The sequence below is a fragment of the Myxococcaceae bacterium genome (assembly GCA_016000045.1).
GTDB lineage: Bacteria > Myxococcota > UBA727 > UBA727 > JABDBI01 > AER2-1.
The window spans coordinates 15,998-32,926 of record JAECQY010000004.1; the positions used below are offsets into that span (position 1 = coordinate 15,998).

Consider the following 16,929-nt stretch of genomic DNA (forward strand, 5'->3'; position numbering starts at 1 on the left):
CCTGCTACTAGGCTTCGCCTAGTGCACAGACCTTCGGTCGCGCAAAAAAGGCTAAAAGGTAAAAACGTCAACATCTCGCACGCAACGGGCATAGCTACCATCGCCCATAAAGCCGTGGTCGACATCGCCATCAAAGAAATAGAGCACCCATGCGTCAGGATGATCGTGAATCAAAGTGCCAGACCAATAAGAACCATCATCTCTCAACAAACGATCTTGCTGATACAGCATCTCTAATTCCCAAATTGTTGGTAACCTCCACCCTTTTGATAAGCGACTCGCTGCGTAAACCTTGGCCTCTTCAAAAGTCATCTCCTTAGGACTTTTAGGGCCCCATTCCAAAGCAGGGACATCTTGGGCATCGCGCGGGCCTTCATACCAACCCCTAGCTCGGCTGAGCGGATCCGATCGCATCGCCTGGGTGTGAATGATATCGGATAACAATACGCTTTGAGCAAGAACAGGAGCAACAGCCTGCGAAACCTGAACAGGGACGGCTGCAGGCCCCCTCGAAGCTCCTGTCAAGGCCTGGCGCACAGACTTATCCACCTTCCCTTGTCCATTGAAAAGTTGAGCGAGCTGCTGATACATCTTCAATTGATCCTCTTCCAAGTCATCATCAGACGCTTGCTTCAAGAGCCGCTCAAGGTGCTGATTTAGCACATTGCGAAGCTTCTTATCTCTATCCACCTCAGGCTGCTGCAAGACTTGCATCAAGACCGGGATCAAATCTTCCACAAAGGCTGGTGATTGGCTCGGGCGCGCCATCCCAGGATGCTCTACTTGAAGTTCCACCCAATAACGCGGCAAGGCCTGCGAAGACTGAAAAACCACCAATTCATCGCAAACAGGCGCTTCATCTTTTAGGCAAGGGTAATAATGTTCGCAATCAAAACTAGGATCTATCGGAACCACTGGGATGTAGTGTGCATTGTAGTTCCGATAAGCTGTTGCCCCCCGCAAAAACGCTATGTCTGGTTGATAGGGATCTCCAACAACCGGAAAGGGTTCCGTCATAGAGACCCAACCCATCATCAAATGCCCCCTGCTATAAATGTCTGCCGCATAACGAGCGCTGTTCGTAAAATAGATTCCACTGCCGAAATACCCATCGTCCGTACTGCTTAACGATTCGCCCTCGGGTTCGTCCTCGAGATTGAACTTTCCAAAGAACTTAAACCCACTATTCGCGATTCCATTACACTTCTTCAGGCTACTGCCGTGCCAAAGAGGCAAGACTTTGGTGTTTTTAAAGGTTCTACGTCGCCCATCACTTTCCATTGTGTGAAAAGGCGAGAAAGGTGCAACGGCTTCCTTCCAGCGCTCGATCACTTTAGCCCGCTGATCCGCCAGAGGCTCCGTATTCCAAGTTGGCTGAGCGCTGTTGTCTCTCTCGAGCAGAGCGATATTTGCTTCAAAAGCGCTTGTTTGGTCTCGGTTATGGATACAATATACCCGCGAAAGTCCCCATTTGGTAGGCTTGTCGTGATAAAAGCAACGCCAAATAAAACGCCACTCCGGATCGGTAGGAAGTACTTCCGCCTTGGCGTAGGTAGCGTTTGAAACAAGCGTTTTGTTCTTAAAAACGCGTTCGCTGATTCCCCAAGGAATCCAAGGATCGGGCAAATCTTGACGCACGCCTGCCGGCAAAGGCTCCGGTTGAGGCGGCGGGCCACCGGCGGGAACCAACCGTAGCCCCGGCACCGAATCCTTGGCTCCAGAGGCAGGCAAAGACAACTCGCCGGGTGTTGCATCTCGAAGTTCCAGCCCAATCTTCAAAGCTCCTGTCTTCGAACGCTTCTCAGGCAAAGCCCCCAGCTCGATCAATCGCAAGAGCTCTTCTTCTGCGGCCGAAGCCTCCGAAGCTTTGTCTATTTGACGCAGCCTGTGCATCTTTTGTCGGAGCTCTTTCATGCGCTGGTCCCGCTGGATCATTTGCGCGATGTAGTCGTCACCGATGCGAGTGAGCGGCACCCAAGCCGAACCGAGCGAAAGGGGCTTTACCTCTCGAACGCTGTCTCGAATTTGCCGACCCATTCGAGCCACTTCCGAGTAAGCATCTTGCAACCAAGCTGGGCGATATCCCAGCAGATTCCAAGCGAACAAGTTGGGGGATAAAGCAAAAACAAAGAAAATAGAAACGAAGATTTGATTCATACAAATAAACACTCTCCTCTCATTGACGAGGCTATTCAAAAACCTACTTTCTTTGTTCTTAGACTTTCGACTTAGCACCGTCAATGCTTGAGCCGCTTAGGCCGACTTCGAGAAGGGCTATAGGAGGAACCCTCTCCCAACAGGAGAGGGAAGATCCATCCCGAGATATCCGACTTTGCGATTGCCCTGACGATTCGTCGAGTCCCTTGACACCCTCAGCAAAATTTGATTCTCTGCCGCTCACTTAGGCGCGTAGCTCAGTGGTAGAGCACTACCTTGACATGGTAGGGGTCGCCGGTTCGATACCGGCCGTGCCTACCAATGCACGCCCAGGATACCCTTTGCCATAGCGCCGAACACGTTCTTGCTGCTGCCGTTATTCACTTGTATCAAGGCGCTCAGATTACGATGGGCCCTAAGGACCATAGCGATGGTTTTTATTACGACATTGATATTGGCAGACCCGTAACACCGGAAGACTTGGAAAAAATCGAAGCAGAAATGGCTCGAATCATCCAAGCCAATACGCCTTTCGAAAAATCCGAAATCACGAAAGCAGAAGCTTACCCTTTGTTTGAAAAGCTCGGCCAACGTTACAAAAAAGAGATCCTGGACTGGATCCCGAGCGATACGGTCACTCTTTACAAAAACGATGATTTTGTTGATTTGTGTCGAGGACCTCACCTGGATCATGCGGGTCAAATCGGCGCTTTTAAGCTCACGGGTGTCTCGGGATCTTATTGGCGAGCCGATAAGAACCGAGAAATGCTCCAACGCGTTTCAGGTGTTGCTTTTGCGACGCAAGCACAGCTCGATGAGCACTTTCGTCGCTTAGAAGAAGCGAAAAAACGAGACCATCGAAAACTGGGACCTGCTTTGGAGCTTTTCTCCATCTCAGATCCCTTGATTGGACCGGGGTTGGTGACTTGGCTGCCAAAAGGTGCCCGCATCCGCATTGCAATCGAAGATTACTTGCGTGACATGCATTTTAAGCATGGCTATGAAATGGTCTTTTCACCTCATATCGCCAAATCCGATCTTTGGAAAACTTCGGGCCATTGGGAATTTTATCGAGATAGCATGTTTTCACCGATGGACGTGGATGGGCAAGAATATGTTTTGAAGCCCATGAACTGCCCTTTTCACATCTTAACTTACCAAAATAAACCTCGAAGCTATCGCGAGCTCCCCTTTCGCTACGCTGAATTTGGAACTGTCTATCGCTACGAACTCGCGGGTGTGATGCACGGGTTGATGCGTGTACGCGGTTTCACCCAAGACGATGCGCATCTTTTCTGTCGCTGGGATCAAATTGATGAAGAGCTAGACCGTGTTATCGGTTTCGTGATCACCATCCTACGCAAGTTTGGGTTTTCCAAATTTGAAGTCAACCTATCGACCCGCCCAGAAAAGTACGTTGGCGAACTCGATCAGTGGGACAAAGCCGAAAGCAGTCTGAAACAAGCCATTGAACGCCATCATCTAACTTACCAAGTCGATGAAGGCGGAGGGGCTTTCTATGGTCCCAAAATTGACATCAAGCTTCGAGACTGCCTAGACCGACTCTGGCAGTGTTCGACCGTTCAGCTGGACTTTAATAATCCTGAGCGTTTTCATCTTAGTTTCGTGAACTCCGAAGGCAAAGAAGAACAGCCGGTGATGATCCACCGCGCATTGCTTGGCTCTCTGGAACGCTTCATGGGAATCTTGATCGAAGAACACGCAGGCGCTCTGCCCTTTTGGCTTGCTCCAGAGCAAATTCGCATCTTAAGCATTGCGGATCGCCATTTAGACTACGCTCGCAAACTGGAAAGCACGCTCATGAACGCGGGTTATCGAGTCAAAACACCCACCAACAGCGATAAATTGGGAGCCAAAATACGAGATGCTCAGATGGCCAAAGTGCCGCTCATGCTGGTGGTTGGGGACAAAGAAGTCGAACAGCAAGGAGCCAATGTCCGAACGCGTTTGGGCGAAGATTTGGGTTTCAAGACCCCTGAGCAGCTTCTCAGTCTTTGCTCCAACCAATAAATTCGCGCTGCGCCTCTCGAATGGCTTTGCGGTAGTTTTCGACAAACTCACCGCAACCGTTCTGCTCTTTCAAGCTTAAAGCAGGCCTTTCGGCGTTCGAAACACTGAGCATCAAATGCAAGGTGCGCAGGATTGCAATTCTCCTGCTTTCTGTAGCATGTGATAAAACCGAGCACGAGATCTCTCTTCGGACGCTTTTTTTCTGAGCACCGCTGAATTCAAACCAGCGCTTCAATTCGGGCTCTGATTGCCATCCGGTTGCGACTTGATAGCCTGCGTCAAAGATTTCGAAACTTTTAGTGGCATATGCCTTGGATCGAGGATCTAACTGAGCCTCTTCCATCTGCCCCACTTGAATGGAGTCAATCAAAATAGGAGGCGTCGATATACGGGCCATCATGGCTTGGCTTATGGCTGGTACAGATTGTGCCAACAAGAGTACCCTTGAAAGTTCCGTTTCGCTCAAAACACCTCGATTAAAATCATGTATCAGATCGCAGACTCGGGAATCTCTCTGCATTTCGTCGCTTAACACGGCTTCATCTTGTTTTGAAAAGAGTAAAAATCTTTTCAAATCAGCCAGTTGATCCTGAATTCTGCTCCATTCTCGCAAAGCTACCGTATGTTTCGTATCCACTCCAAACCAACCGCGCAGTTGAGCATCCGGTCGGTCACGTTGAACCAGAGAAATGGCTTCCTCTAAAGAAAGGTTTTGGTGTTTCACCAAATAAGCCGCGAGGACAGTGGCACTGCGTCCAACACCCGATTTGCAATGAAGGTAAACCGGAAAATTGGGATTGCTTTTCATTGCTGCATCAAGCGCTAGGACTCCTTGTTGAATTTCGCTTGGCTTCATTCCGACGTTATCTTTCGAGCGAACAACTCGGCGGAACGAGCGTGTGAGAGGATCCATGTGTTCGGCTTCAAAGGGCTGTAAAATCGATACAAAGAGGGCATTGGATGGAATTTTTCTCTGAGCAATGCGATCTGGAATTGCGCCCAAGTACAGTTTTTTCGATTCTGAAGAGTGGGGAATTTGAATCCGATTAAACCAGGAAAAGCGCTTTCCGGGCTCTCCAATCTCGGATTCTTGGCCCCTTAAACGCTTTAGCCAATCCCAGGGTTTGCGTAAACTTTCTGCCAAGCCAACCAAAAGCTTTCTTCCAAAGAGCGCTCGTTGAAAATAGGCTCTTGGCGCACGCTCCAAATCAGGCGCATCTGGAGCTGGAATGGTTTGATCCGATTTTTCCTCCGAAATCGAAAATTCAGGAAGTATGTCCAATGAGTCTCGCGGACGCGTAGGAAATAAATCGGTCATCATGCTCAAAGCCCCTTAAGGGCACTGTATCATAACCGCAGCTTTTCGACTCGTTCAAGCGCTTCCCAAACACGCTCTCTCGGAATTTGTCCCGTATCCACTAAGTCATGAGCCGCATCGATTGCCGCACGCGTCTTGTCTAACTCTTTGCAAACCAAAAACAGATCAACACCAGCTAAGAGCCCTAACCTCACTAACTCTCGAACGGAATAACGATCGGCTACCGCATGCATTTCCAAATCGTCTGAAACGATGACGCCCTGATAGCCCATCTGCTGACGCAAAATTCCTGTGAGCACCTCGGAGCTTAAGGTCGCAGGATAACGAGAATCCAGCGCAGGCACCAAAATGTGAGCGGTCATGATGCAAGCGACTTTAGCCTCAATCGCAGCTTGAAACGGCAACAACTCAATCCGCTCGATGCGATCTCGCTCGTGCATAATCACCGGCAAATCCAGATGACTGTCCACCTCCGTATCACCATGGCCAGGAAAATGCTTGGCACAAGCATGAACTCCTGCAGCTTGCATACCTCGAATAAAACCAGCTCCAAAACGAGCAACTTCCTCTGGATCTCGGCTAAAACTTCGATCTCCAATAATTGGATTTTTAGGATTTGTATCGACATCCATGATTGGAGCAAAATCGATCTCAAAACCCAATTCTTTCAATTCAAAACCCATTTCAGAGCCGACTTTATAAGGCAGTTCCGGATCTTTTTTCGCCTTCAAACCCAATTCCCGCATCGAAGGAATCTCTCGACAAATCCCTTTGAGGCGCGCCACACGCCCCCCTTCTTGATCCACGGAAACAAGGCCTGGAATCGAACCGTTTAGATCGCAAAGCTGCTCTCGGGAATCGATGTTTCGTTTAAATAGAATCGTCCCCAAAGCTTGGTCTTTTTCCAGTAAATCCCGAGCCTGCCTGGGCAAGGAAGTTCCCTCAAAACCAAACATAAACAACCGACCTAATGGCAAATCACTCATCTAAACACTCCTGCTAATGACGTAGCGTATGCTGACTTTGATGAAACACAACATGCAACAAAACTCCTGCCATCAAACCTTCAAAAATTCCAATAAAGCCATCCGAAGCGTAGAGCACCCACGTTGTCCCAAAAAGATAGCCCAAAGTGGTGGTTAGAGTAATGACTCCCAGCATGGCAAGACCCCAAGTTCGGCTGAATGCAGCCTCAGCAATACGCCAAATTCCGAACCCTTCAGGAATACGATGCAACACCACAGCCGCTCCCAAATAAGCATTATCCGCCAAAGCAACGCCATCTAAAAAAGTGTGGGTTAGAACTCCAATCGACGCTAAGGACAGCAGCGAACGTTGAAGTTGGCAGCTTCGAGAATGAGTCAACTTTTGATACAAGAACGGCCACCCAAGCCCAATCCCGATTCCGATGGCTGCCATCCAATGCGCATGTTCAATGCTTTCAGGAATAATGTGAAAGAGCACCAACGGTAGAATCGAAGCAATCACCAAATAATCCACCCAACGAACGGCTCGATGATGATGATCAATCCAAGCTAAAATGGCCGGACCGCTGCACAGAGCAGCGCAACTTAACAATAATAGAATCATAGCGTGGAGTACCTCCAAATTAAAACCCAATTGGCAACCGGGTGCCTAACGATTCAGAGGTAGGCACCCATCCGACTGCTGCGTTTGACAATGAATGCTATTTTCCGCTAAAAGGCTTTTATGAGACTTCTCGTTGCCTCTCTTCTTTTGATGGCGATAGCCTGTTCAAAGAAAAGCCAATTTCGACCTGCCAGCTTAGAAGGAAAAGTTCTCACTGGCACCGTTACCTCAAGTTCGGGTACCTTCTCAGATCTAGAAGGCTATCAATTTCGAACTCTTTTTACCTCTAAAAATCAGTTTGAAACAAAAAACAATCAAGGAGCCATCGAAAGCCTTGGGCAATACGATTTCAAGAAAAATCGACTCATCTTGCAATCGAACTTCCCATTGCATCCGAACGAAACCATCGAAGTATTTCTGCATTTCACCGACCCTCATAGCGGAACCTACGAAGCGCGCAGGGTTGACGATAAAAGCAGTGAGCAATCTGGTATTTTTTCTCTGAAACAACATGCTACCCACTAAAAAACTCATCGCTCAGGCTCAAGAAGCTCGAGAGAAAGCCTACGCTCCTTACTCACACTACCGAGTAGGGGCGGCTCTTCTTTTAGACAACGGGAGCATAATCCAGGGCGTCAACGTTGAAAACGCAAGCTATGGAGCGACTCTTTGCGCCGAGCGCTCGGCAGTTGCTTCTGCGGTTTCGCAAGGTTTTCAAACATTTAAGGCCATCGCCATTGTCACCGATTCCCCCCATCCAGCGGCTCCGTGTGGACTTTGTCGCCAGGTCCTAGCGGAATTCGCTCCGACACTTCCCATCCTCTTAGCCAACATACAAGGAGATGTTCTCGAAACCAATCTCGAAACGCTTCTTCCCATGCAGTTTACACTAAAATGACCCGAATCTTGGCTGTCGATTTAGGCATCAAGCGAACCGGAATCGCGGTCAGCGATGAGCGACACTTGACGACTCGCGCTCTTCCAACGCGCATCCCCCAAAGCCGATTGGAAGATATCGAGCACTTATTTTCTTTGTGTCGCGATCTGGAAGTTAAAATCGTTCTGATTGGCTACCCACTGCTTCCACAATCCCGGGAAGAAGGCCCGATGGCTAAAAGAGCCCGAGGTTTTTTTGAAACCATGCTTCGTCTAAACCAACAAGATCTTGACATTCTTCTCGTCGACGAGACTTATACGTCGCTTGAAGCGGCTCGAAGGATCGGTTCACGCAAACCGTTGGATGGGGAATCTGCTCGAATCCTGATTGAGACCTATCTCCATGAAAAAGACTATACGCCTTAGCTTCCTATTATCCTGCGTTCTCTCTGTATTTTTCCTGGCCATCTGCACTTACGTTCAGCACTGGGGACATACTAAGCTTAACCCCCAAGAAATCGAAGTCATTATTGAGCGAGGAAGCAGTGCACATCAAATCGGCAGAGAGCTGAAGAAGTCGGGCGCTATTTCAAGCTCATTTCTATTTTTTGCTTATCTGAAGCTCTTTACAAAGGACACTCAGAAGCTGAAAAGTGGCGACTATCTGATTCCGAAGGACACAACCCCCAAACGGATCATCTATATTTTATCGCGTGGCCTCCAAAAAGAATTTCGATTCACCGTTCCAGAAGGCTCAAACCTAAGCCAGATTGTTGAAATCATTGCAAAAACAAAACTGGCTACAGCCGAAGCCCTGCAACAAGCCCTGCAAAATCCCCTTTTATTAGAAGAACTCAATATTCCGAACGGATTAAAAGGCGGGATCGAAGGCTATCTCTTCCCAGACACCTACGTGTTTCAGGCAGGCACACTGCCCATCACCATCTTTCGGCACATGAACGCAGAGCTCAAGAAGCAATTCACACCTGACATGCTCGAACGCATGAAAAAGCTCGGGTTCAGTTTTAGCGAAGTACTCACCTTCGCTTCTCTCATCGAAAAAGAAACCGGGCACGAAGCGGAACGGCCTTTGATCGCCAGCGTATTCTATAACCGTCTTCGCAAAGGCATGAAACTCCAAACAGATCCCACCACGATTTACGGCGTTGAGCGTCCCAAAGGAAGGATTCGTAAAAAAGACCTTAAAAATGCTCACGAATACAACACTTATCTTCACGCTGGACTTCCACCAGGCCCCATCGCATCGCCTGGCTTAGCTGCCATTAAAGCGGTTCTTTGGCCTGCCAAAAGCTCTTTTCTCTATTTTGTCAGCAAAGGAAACGGAACTCACGAATTTTGCGCCGATTACACATGCCACGCACGCGCCATTGGAACGTGGTTGACCAAAGCCTCCGAATCCCCTAAGGACAACCAGCAACCTGACCCATAGACCAAGCTCATCTCAAGCGGTCTGGTTCGAATAGGAGATACAAAATGGCACGTTATAGAGGACCTCGTTTAAAAATTATTCGCCGTCTCGGCACCCCGCTTCCAGGGCTCATGCGAACCGATCCGGATTTGCGTAGACCTTATGGTCCAGGTCAACATGGACCTACCAAGCGAGCCAAGCTCTCGGATTACGCTTTGCGTCTCAGAGAAAAACAAAAAGTTCGTTTTCACTATGGACTCAGCGAAAAGCAATTCCAACGTTACGTTGCCAAGGCTTTTGGCTCGAAAGGAAATCCAGGTTTGACCCTGTTGACCTCCCTAGAGCGCCGTTTGGACAGCGTTCTTTTCCGAGCAGGGTTTGCCCCAACGATTTCAGCAGCTCGCCAAATGGCACGCCACGGTCACGTCTCGGTGAACGGTCGCAGAGTCGACATCCCATCCTACTCTCTTCAAGTAGGCGATGTGATTGCTCCTGGTGAAAACTCCAAGATGAAAGAGGCCATTCAGCAAAATCGGCAAGATCCCAACAACCTCGCAATCCCGCCCTATCTCACTTCGATCGAAAGCAGCGATCAATTCAAAGTCGCCATGGTTCCTGCACGAGAAGATATCCCGGTGATTGTCAATGAGCAATTGATTGTGGAATACTACTCCGGGAAGTAGGTGATCAATGATTCCGTGGATCCATCAGACGAGCCCAGTAGCTTTGGTGATCTTGGCCCTTCTCCTTATCCTTTCGATAACGAGTTGGTCCATTATCCTCTTGAAGTGGTTTTCTTTACGAAAAGCCGAAAAGAACTCGTCTGAATTCACGGATCTATTTTGGAAAATTCGTCGATTTGATCAACTTTTTGACGAATCCAGGCATCATGAAAATAGCCCTGTGGCACGCATGTTCCGGCAAGGCTATCGTGAGCTTCAACTAAACGAACTTGGCTTAGAGCAAGCGTTAAGGAAAGCAGGACGACAAGAGCTCAAGCAGCTTGAATCGATGGTGCCTTTCTTGGCGACGGTTGGTTCCACTTCGCCCTTCATTGGGCTTTTAGGGACCGTTATTGGGATCATGGCTTCCTTTGAGCAAATCGGACTTCGAGGTTCCGCCAGCCTGGCTTCAGTAGCCCCTGGTATCTCGGAAGCTCTTATCGCTACGGCAGCAGGCCTTCTTGCAGCCATTCCGGCAGTGATGGCTTATAACCACTTTTCCAATCAAATTCGATCGATTGCAAGCGAGATGGATACCTTTTCAAACGACTTTATCAGCCTAGCTCGACATCATGCCTCGCGTCCCTAGTCATGTCGCGATTATCATGGACGGAAATGGACGCTGGGCCTCTCAAAAAGGCCTACCACGTCTGCAGGGCCACAAAGCAGGCGTTGATGCCGCTACGGCCATCGTCCGACATTGTGGCGAACTCGGTATTCCTTACTTAACGCTCTTTGCTTTTTCATCTGAAAATTGGAATCGTCCATTCCAAGAAATCAGTGGACTCATGCGCATATTGAGCAATTACCTGACTAAAGGCGCCGATGAATTGATTGAAAACGGCGTTCGCATCAAATTGATCGGCAATCTCGCAAGACTCCCTCAAGCGCTGCAAAAAGCGCTCCGATCGATTTGCAATCGAACCGCGCTGGGTTCAAAACTCACCCTGACCCTTGCCATTTCCTACGGATCCCGATCCGAAATTGTGGAAGCAACGAAAAGTTTGGCTCAAGATGTGTCTTTAGGCAATCTCTCGATTGAAGACTTAACAGAGTCCTTATTCGAACAGCGTCTCGAAACTTTTGGCGTACCGGATCCAGACTTACTGATCCGAACCAGTGGAGAAATGCGAATTTCAAATTTTCTTCTTTGGCAACTCTCGTACGCAGAGCTTTACATGACTCCTGTCTTATGGCCTGACTTCACTCAAAAAGACTTCGACCTGGCACTGCAAGACTACGCGAAGCGCCATCGGCGTTTTGGACGCTCCTCATGAATCTACTCTTACGAACAGCAACTGCCCTCTTTCTATTGCCCGTCCTTCTTTGGGCCTTCTACGTGGGCCAAGCTCCCCTGTACGGACTCTTAGCTGTTCTTCTTGGCTTTAGCCTCTGGGAATACGCCTGCATGCTCTGTGGGCGACTTTCACATTTTCAAAAATGGATCGGATTTCTGTACATTTTTTCAGGTATCGCTTCTTTAGCGATGATTCGAGAATTTGCTGGATTTGAATGGGTCTTACTGGCGTTCATTGCCACCTGGTCGAACGATACTTTTGCGTATTTTGCAGGAAGAGCTTTCGGAAAGCATTTGATGGCTCCCACCATAAGCGCCAAAAAGACTTGGGAAGGCTTTTTAGGAGGGGCTTTAGGCACTTTGTCGATGCCCTTCTTGCTCCACTCTTTCCTACCCTCTTTATCAAGCCAGCAACTGTTCTTTGCTTCTCTACCGTGCGTGCTGTTGGCTCCGGCGGGTGATCTGCTTGAAAGTAAGGTGAAGCGACTTTGCCAAGTCAAAGATTCCAGTACCCTCCTGCCAGGCCATGGCGGATTTCTTGATCGCATTGATGCTTTATTGCTGACAAGCCCCTGGATTCTTCTCTATGCTTTGTCTCAATGAACGCGCCCTTTTCCCTACAGGGCGATCGAGTTCTAAGTCTACCTAGACAACAGGGGGGGCGCAAATTCGTGAAAATCGGCTGAATGAGATGACAATGATTTTTTGAGATTGCTAGGGCGTGTCCTCATTTCATTTTCCTAACTTCAACCAAATCATCGAACAGGCCAAATACATAATTGCCCGGCAGTTGCGAGCTAATTTCTCAAACCTAGTCGCAATACCTCTAAAGCACTTAAGTCTCGCGAATAGATTTTCAACAAGATGTCGGTGCCTGTACAAATGGGAGTCAAATTCTACATTTGGCCTCATACTGTTCGAACGGCACGGAATGATTGGTATTGCACCTCGATTTCGGATATGTTGCCGAATCTCATCTGAATCACAGCCTTTATCGGCAATTACGTTCTCGGCTCCATGGGCCTGGTTGATGATTTTATGGGCGGCAGTTGCGTCCTGTACTTCACCCCCAGTGATTTCAAAATCGATTGGATTTCCATGCGCAATTGAAGCGGTTAAATGCTATTTTCCAGGCGCAAAATTCTTGAGGGACATCGCGCCACGGCCCCCAATTCGAAGCTTCTATAGATAGCTTCCATGACATTGCATCCATTTTTAGATTGATAACAACCTTTTTTGAGAACGGTTTGTAATTGATCCCAGGTTGAATCGATTAAAAATCGATGAGCCATGTAGAAATCCTCGAATTTCCATAGATCAGAGTCTCAAACCTTTGTCGATCGGGGTTCTTGCACGATATTCCGAACGGATACGAAACTTACTCCCCAATTTTAGCCAAACTCAAACTGAGGGCACACCCTAGCAAAATCAATCAGTTAGGGAGAATTCGATAAGCCCTGAGCGTAATAATCATCGTCAAAGCGGAATACGCTTGGAACTTTGTAGAAAGGCGGACGACACCCCCAAATCAGGGTTTGATGCAAACTCGAGTTTGCTTGTAGTATTCATGAAAAAGTGTTAGACAGGAGATGTTTGCGATACTTTTTGAGCAGAATCAGGAGGGTGTTGATGAAGTCATTACAATTTTTGGGTCTATTCATAGCTGCCTTGGGGCTCCATTCCAACAGCCAATATCCAAGTGCGATTCTAGGCATTAAGGCGCATGATCACCCACCCTATGCCGTTTTAGAGGATGTACGTGCGCACCCAATCGCTTATAAAGAATTTGCAAGCATTCTATTGGAGTTGGCGATCGGAAATGAGCCGAACGATCAGGTGGGTGTCGATTATTTGGCAAAAATATACAGGCGATATTGCCCGAAACCAAAATCTCTAATATTTGACTCTCTGAGTCCTTACAACCAGATGGCGATAGAAGACTTATTGAAGTTTCCTCAAGGTGTCTTTCAGAAAGCCGCTGAATCGGTTGGCTGTCGATTTTTAAGCCAAGATTGATTGCGTAAATTGCTTTTTGAAGGATCTGAGAGGTAAAAAATGACGAAATGGCTCAGGATTTCCTCTGCCTTGAGCTTGATGGCTTGCTTGGGGCAAGGTGTTCAAGCAAGCTTGGGATTTTGTGTAGATTCTCAACCTTCTAGTTTGGCATTGTTGTTAAACTATCCAGATCAACTTCCATATTCGTCAGCGATATTTCTGGCTTCTCATAATAGTTTTGTTGCTAAGAATGAAGGTTATCTTTATGCGCAGCAAACTATGAGCTTAGAACAGCAGTATGATTATGGAGTGAGAAGTTTCATGCTCGATCTGCATTGGTATTCTTCGAGTGAGGCAGAGCAATACGTTGCTCTTTGTCATGGTCGCTGTATGGCTTTTCCTTCTGGGGTCACGAGTCTGAGCCCGCCAACACGGTTACAGGATTACTTTCATCGAGTAGCGCATCTACTGGAACGAAATAGCTATGATATCATCACGCTTCATTTAGAAAGTTACACCGGTGAAAAAGGGCAGTCATACTTGGCTGAAGCCCTAAGAGAATCGGGTCTTGAAAACTATCTTTTGCCTCGAGAAATCGATCCAAACGATGTAACTCTTACTCTAGGAAGAATGCGCCAGCACAATCATCGGCTCGTCATTTTTAGCGATAATTCTCACGAGCTCGTTCATCATGTCAGAGAGCTCAGAGAGACTCGCTACTCGCTAGGAGAGGCTCCTGAGTGCCAAATGCGTTTGAATGAGGGGAGAGATGAAAAAAAGATAAAAAATCTATTTTTGTTTAATCATTTCTACAAATTAAGCACAGAATTAAATGGCAAGAAATATTCTGATATAAATAACTATCAAGCAATGATGGATCGCATTGATCTATGTTTTGCTCAAGAAGGGATTTACCCAAATTTCATAACGGTGGATTTTGTCGAGAAGGGGGATTACGGTGGAGCAAGAGAGCTTGTTTTAAAATTACAACAAGACAAGCAACAAGAGTGCTTAGTTCCGCAAGAGCATATTCTCAATTCAGCCAAAGCTTCTTATGAAATGGGAACCGATTCTAAAACCGGTGCTGGGTTATTAGCCTGCGGGTTTTTCGCTTTTCTGACTATGCATTTGATGGTTATTAATGACCTTGCGATGCATTCTCCTCTCAAAACTATTTTCGTAGCAAGTACCATAACAGCTCCTTGGATTGGATGGGTTTCCTACCAATTAGGCTATTGGGCAGAATATTATACACATATTCCCGTGGGAGAGGTGGTTCAAAGCCTCAGTGTCTCGTTCCTGACGACCCTGATCCTCTCCTTATTTGGGTGATGATTGAGAGCAAGCCAAAGCCCTATTTCTTCACTGATTTCGTTTAGGTGAGATTTCCCTCAAATGCGACTCGGCACGATTGACCGCATGAAAGCCTTGCTTTACAAACCCCTCAACATTTTCTAGAAGGCTTGGGTATCCAGGTGAGCTCTTTTCACTCTCATTTGTCTTGAACCCGGACAAGAAGTAGATATATTGAAGTCCTAAGAATAATGAGTTTGAACAACAAGCTCTATTCACAGCGATTTAACATCGATGAGCTTCGCACGCTCGTAGGAGCAAGAGGTGCGGAAGGGGAGCCATGAATGCCAGCAACCCTGGCTCGTGGAGAATGACGCTACATTGGAGCAACGATTCGGAAGGAATATCGTCAGCACATAAAAAAAGATGCTGGGCTAGAACATCGTTTCCAGCCTGTTTTGCTTACAGATGCCGTGACCATTCTAAAGAGGCATTAAAGAACGCCATGAGTTGCATCATGGAATTCGCATCACAGACGGGGCCATTGTTTCGGCCTGCGTACTCTCTAATCGCTATATCACCGGTCGCGAGCTACCCGATAAAACCATTGAATTGATCGATGAAGCCGCAAGTGCCTTGAAAATGCAGATTGAATCCTGTCCAGAAGAACTCGATGAGCTTGCCCTTCCCTAGCGTGATGAATACGGACACAGCAAAAGCAATCAGCACAATCGACATAGACTTCCCACAGTAAACTGGCCTTGGAATTAAACGAAACATCTCTAAGTCATTTATCGATTGCATTTCACTTTGGCTTTCCATTATCCCTAGTTTATGAATGCACGCACCGAAAAGTTCAGCCAAAAAGCCATTCAACTTTACCATCATAGAAATTTAATCCACTTTAACGATCAAGAGACTCTGATTGAAGCGATCAGCAACATGCTGGGACTGTGCGGCGCAAACCCCATTGCCTTTCTCTCGATCCATGCGCGTCGACCAAATTTGCGTCTCAATGATTTGGATGAAGCTATTTTTACAGATCGCACTTTGTTGCGAGCCAATGTCTTCCGAAATTCTTTATCCCTCGTGAACTCACAGGACTTTGGGATCTACTACCGTGCTTTGCATCAACCTCTGAAGACCAGTGGACTTGAAAAACTCGCTCCGTTCGGCATTCTTGAAGCCGATATCGAACGTGCCGAAATACGATTACAAGAGTCCAATTTCGGCAACTCTAAAACGCACGAAGAGATTATCGACATCTTATACCCGAACCAAAGTAACCATTACTCCCTGGATGCCCAGAAGCTCTTGATCCGTAAACTCTGCGAGTTAGGCATTATCGTACGAACTTTTCACAAAGGCTGGAAAGGCAATGATTTTTCATACGCTTTGATGAAGCGATGGATTCCTCATCTAAAGCTCAATACCGAAAACCAGGAGAGCGCTCGAGTTCAATTGATTCGTAAGTACATCCGTTGCTATGGACCTGTATCGAAACAAGATATTCTCTGGTGGACAGGGTTGAATATCAATCAAGTCAATCGTTCTCTCTCCAACCTCAAACGCGAACTCACGGTCTTATCTTCCGAGGTCAACAAGGAAGAATTATGGTTCCTAAAAGACAATCTTTCTCTGCTCGCCTCCAGCCAAACAACGCACAGCTTTCCCATTTTTCTTCCCCCCTGGGATCCTTTTACAACCGGATGGGCCAATCGAAAACGAACGATCAAAAGCGAATACTCTCATTTTGTTTATGATCAACTTGGCAATGCTTCGAGTTGCATTGTCGATCAAGGAAGAATCGTCGGGGTATGGCAGTTTCGAGACTCCCAAGAGCATATCTTCGAATATCACTTATTCGAAAGCTATCAAGAACTCCAACATGATTGTCGCTATGCCGCAGAACGATACGCCAACCAACTGGCTCGCATCTCTGGTTCCAAGGTAGCACTCGTCTATCAACGGCCACTTCCAGAACCCCTTCCGAAACGCCCTGCAGGCTCTTTCTTTTGGCCCGTAGGAAAAGAACCGCCTTTCAAAACCAACAACCCCGAATTACTCCAAAGTCCTCTTGAAAGGCGAATCCAGAACCCACCCCGAAAACCCTACCTCCATACTTTGAGCCACACGATATGAACGGTGATCCGAACAAGCATGCCAAGCAGGCACACGTTGGCCCTTGATTATTTGACGAAAAAAGACAAGATGGCGAGCT

Annotated in this window: 16 protein-coding genes, 1 tRNA gene and 2 pseudogenes; 14 read left to right on the forward strand and 5 right to left on the reverse strand. The window is 47.5% G+C overall.

From position 1 onward, the window contains the following. Nucleotides 1-51: 51 nt before the first annotated feature. On the reverse strand, nucleotides 52-2,157 hold the full coding sequence (locus I8H75_02855) for a hypothetical protein (GenBank protein ID MBH2006271.1): 2,106 nt from the start codon (nucleotides 2,155-2,157) through the stop codon (nucleotides 52-54). A 246-nt stretch (nucleotides 2,158-2,403) separates the two neighbouring features. Here I8H75_02855 and I8H75_02860 point away from each other — a divergent pair. After that, nucleotides 2,404-2,478: transfer RNA gene (locus I8H75_02860), tRNA-Val, on the forward strand. Beyond that, complete coding sequence (locus tag I8H75_02865; GenBank protein ID MBH2006272.1) at nucleotides 2,479-4,188, forward strand: threonine--tRNA ligase; 1,710 nt, start codon at nucleotides 2,479-2,481, stop codon at nucleotides 4,186-4,188. Here the strand turns inward: I8H75_02865 and I8H75_02870 are convergent. The 3 genes from I8H75_02870 to I8H75_02880 are packed head-to-tail and all read right to left on the reverse strand — an operon-like array spanning nucleotide 4,166 to nucleotide 7,096. After that, the gene (locus I8H75_02870; protein ID MBH2006273.1) at nucleotides 4,166-5,509 is read right to left on the reverse strand and encodes a dual specificity protein phosphatase family protein; all 1,344 of its coding nucleotides are present in this window, start codon (nucleotides 5,507-5,509) and stop codon (nucleotides 4,166-4,168) included. The genes I8H75_02865 and I8H75_02870 overlap by 23 nt on opposite strands. 26 nt (nucleotides 5,510-5,535) lie before the next feature. Continuing rightward, on the reverse strand, nucleotides 5,536-6,492 hold the full coding sequence (gene nagZ / locus I8H75_02875; protein ID MBH2006274.1) for a beta-N-acetylhexosaminidase: 957 nt from the start codon (nucleotides 6,490-6,492) through the stop codon (nucleotides 5,536-5,538). A 13-nt stretch (nucleotides 6,493-6,505) separates the two neighbouring features. After that, nucleotides 6,506-7,096 (reverse strand): hypothetical protein, encoded by a 591-nt coding sequence (locus tag I8H75_02880; protein MBH2006275.1) that lies wholly within the window; start codon nucleotides 7,094-7,096, stop codon nucleotides 6,506-6,508. A 120-nt stretch (nucleotides 7,097-7,216) separates the two neighbouring features. Between I8H75_02880 and I8H75_02885 the strand changes: the two genes are divergently transcribed. From I8H75_02885 to I8H75_02920, 8 genes are read left to right on the forward strand one after another with little or no spacing between them, the layout of a single operon-like run. Continuing rightward, complete coding sequence (locus I8H75_02885) at nucleotides 7,217-7,621, forward strand: hypothetical protein (protein MBH2006276.1); 405 nt, start codon at nucleotides 7,217-7,219, stop codon at nucleotides 7,619-7,621. Continuing rightward, nucleotides 7,608-7,994, forward strand: a complete 387-nt coding sequence (gene cdd, locus I8H75_02890) for a cytidine deaminase (protein MBH2006277.1) — start codon at nucleotides 7,608-7,610, stop codon at nucleotides 7,992-7,994. Before I8H75_02885 ends, cdd begins: the two co-directional genes overlap by 14 nt. Further along, a complete protein-coding gene (gene ruvX, locus I8H75_02895; protein ID MBH2006278.1) occupies nucleotides 7,991-8,398 on the forward strand; it encodes a Holliday junction resolvase RuvX in 408 nt (135 codons plus the stop codon). The genes cdd and ruvX overlap by 4 nt, the downstream gene beginning before the upstream one ends. Continuing rightward, on the forward strand, nucleotides 8,376-9,422 hold the full coding sequence (mltG, locus tag I8H75_02900) for an endolytic transglycosylase MltG (protein ID MBH2006279.1): 1,047 nt from the start codon (nucleotides 8,376-8,378) through the stop codon (nucleotides 9,420-9,422). The genes ruvX and mltG overlap by 23 nt, the downstream gene beginning before the upstream one ends. A 44-nt stretch (nucleotides 9,423-9,466) precedes the next feature. Beyond that, the gene (gene rpsD / locus I8H75_02905; protein ID MBH2006280.1) at nucleotides 9,467-10,084 is read left to right on the forward strand and encodes a 30S ribosomal protein S4; all 618 of its coding nucleotides are present in this window, start codon (nucleotides 9,467-9,469) and stop codon (nucleotides 10,082-10,084) included. 7 nt (nucleotides 10,085-10,091) lie between these two features. After that, the gene (tolQ, locus tag I8H75_02910) at nucleotides 10,092-10,712 is read left to right on the forward strand and encodes a protein TolQ (protein ID MBH2006281.1); all 621 of its coding nucleotides are present in this window, start codon (nucleotides 10,092-10,094) and stop codon (nucleotides 10,710-10,712) included. Further along, nucleotides 10,696-11,400: an isoprenyl transferase gene (locus I8H75_02915; protein MBH2006282.1), complete on the forward strand. Its 705-nt coding sequence runs from the start codon at nucleotides 10,696-10,698 to the stop codon at nucleotides 11,398-11,400. Before tolQ ends, I8H75_02915 begins: the two co-directional genes overlap by 17 nt. Then, nucleotides 11,397-12,023, forward strand: a complete 627-nt coding sequence (locus I8H75_02920; GenBank protein MBH2006283.1) for a phosphatidate cytidylyltransferase — start codon at nucleotides 11,397-11,399, stop codon at nucleotides 12,021-12,023. The genes I8H75_02915 and I8H75_02920 overlap by 4 nt, the downstream gene beginning before the upstream one ends. Nucleotides 12,024-12,152: 129 nt before the next feature. Here I8H75_02920 and I8H75_02925 read toward each other — a convergent pair. Further along, a pseudogene (locus tag I8H75_02925) lies at nucleotides 12,153-12,712 on the reverse strand (IS5 family transposase). Nucleotides 12,713-13,049: 337 nt separating this feature from the next. Between I8H75_02925 and I8H75_02930 the strand changes: the two are divergent. The 4 genes and pseudogenes from I8H75_02930 (at nucleotide 13,050) to I8H75_02945 (ending at nucleotide 16,850) form a co-directional block, all read left to right on the forward strand. Continuing rightward, nucleotides 13,050-13,436: a hypothetical protein gene (locus tag I8H75_02930; GenBank protein MBH2006284.1), complete on the forward strand. Its 387-nt coding sequence runs from the start codon at nucleotides 13,050-13,052 to the stop codon at nucleotides 13,434-13,436. A 39-nt stretch (nucleotides 13,437-13,475) separates the two neighbouring features. Next, nucleotides 13,476-14,747, forward strand: coding sequence for a hypothetical protein (locus I8H75_02935; GenBank protein MBH2006285.1), 1,272 nt, complete (start codon nucleotides 13,476-13,478; stop codon nucleotides 14,745-14,747). A gap of 212 nt (nucleotides 14,748-14,959) precedes the next feature. Next, nucleotides 14,960-15,401: pseudogene (locus I8H75_02940) on the forward strand (hypothetical protein). Nucleotides 15,402-15,542: 141 nt separating this feature from the next. Beyond that, the gene (locus I8H75_02945; protein ID MBH2006286.1) at nucleotides 15,543-16,850 is read left to right on the forward strand and encodes a winged helix DNA-binding domain-containing protein; all 1,308 of its coding nucleotides are present in this window, start codon (nucleotides 15,543-15,545) and stop codon (nucleotides 16,848-16,850) included. The last annotated feature ends 79 nt before the right edge of the window (nucleotides 16,851-16,929 follow it).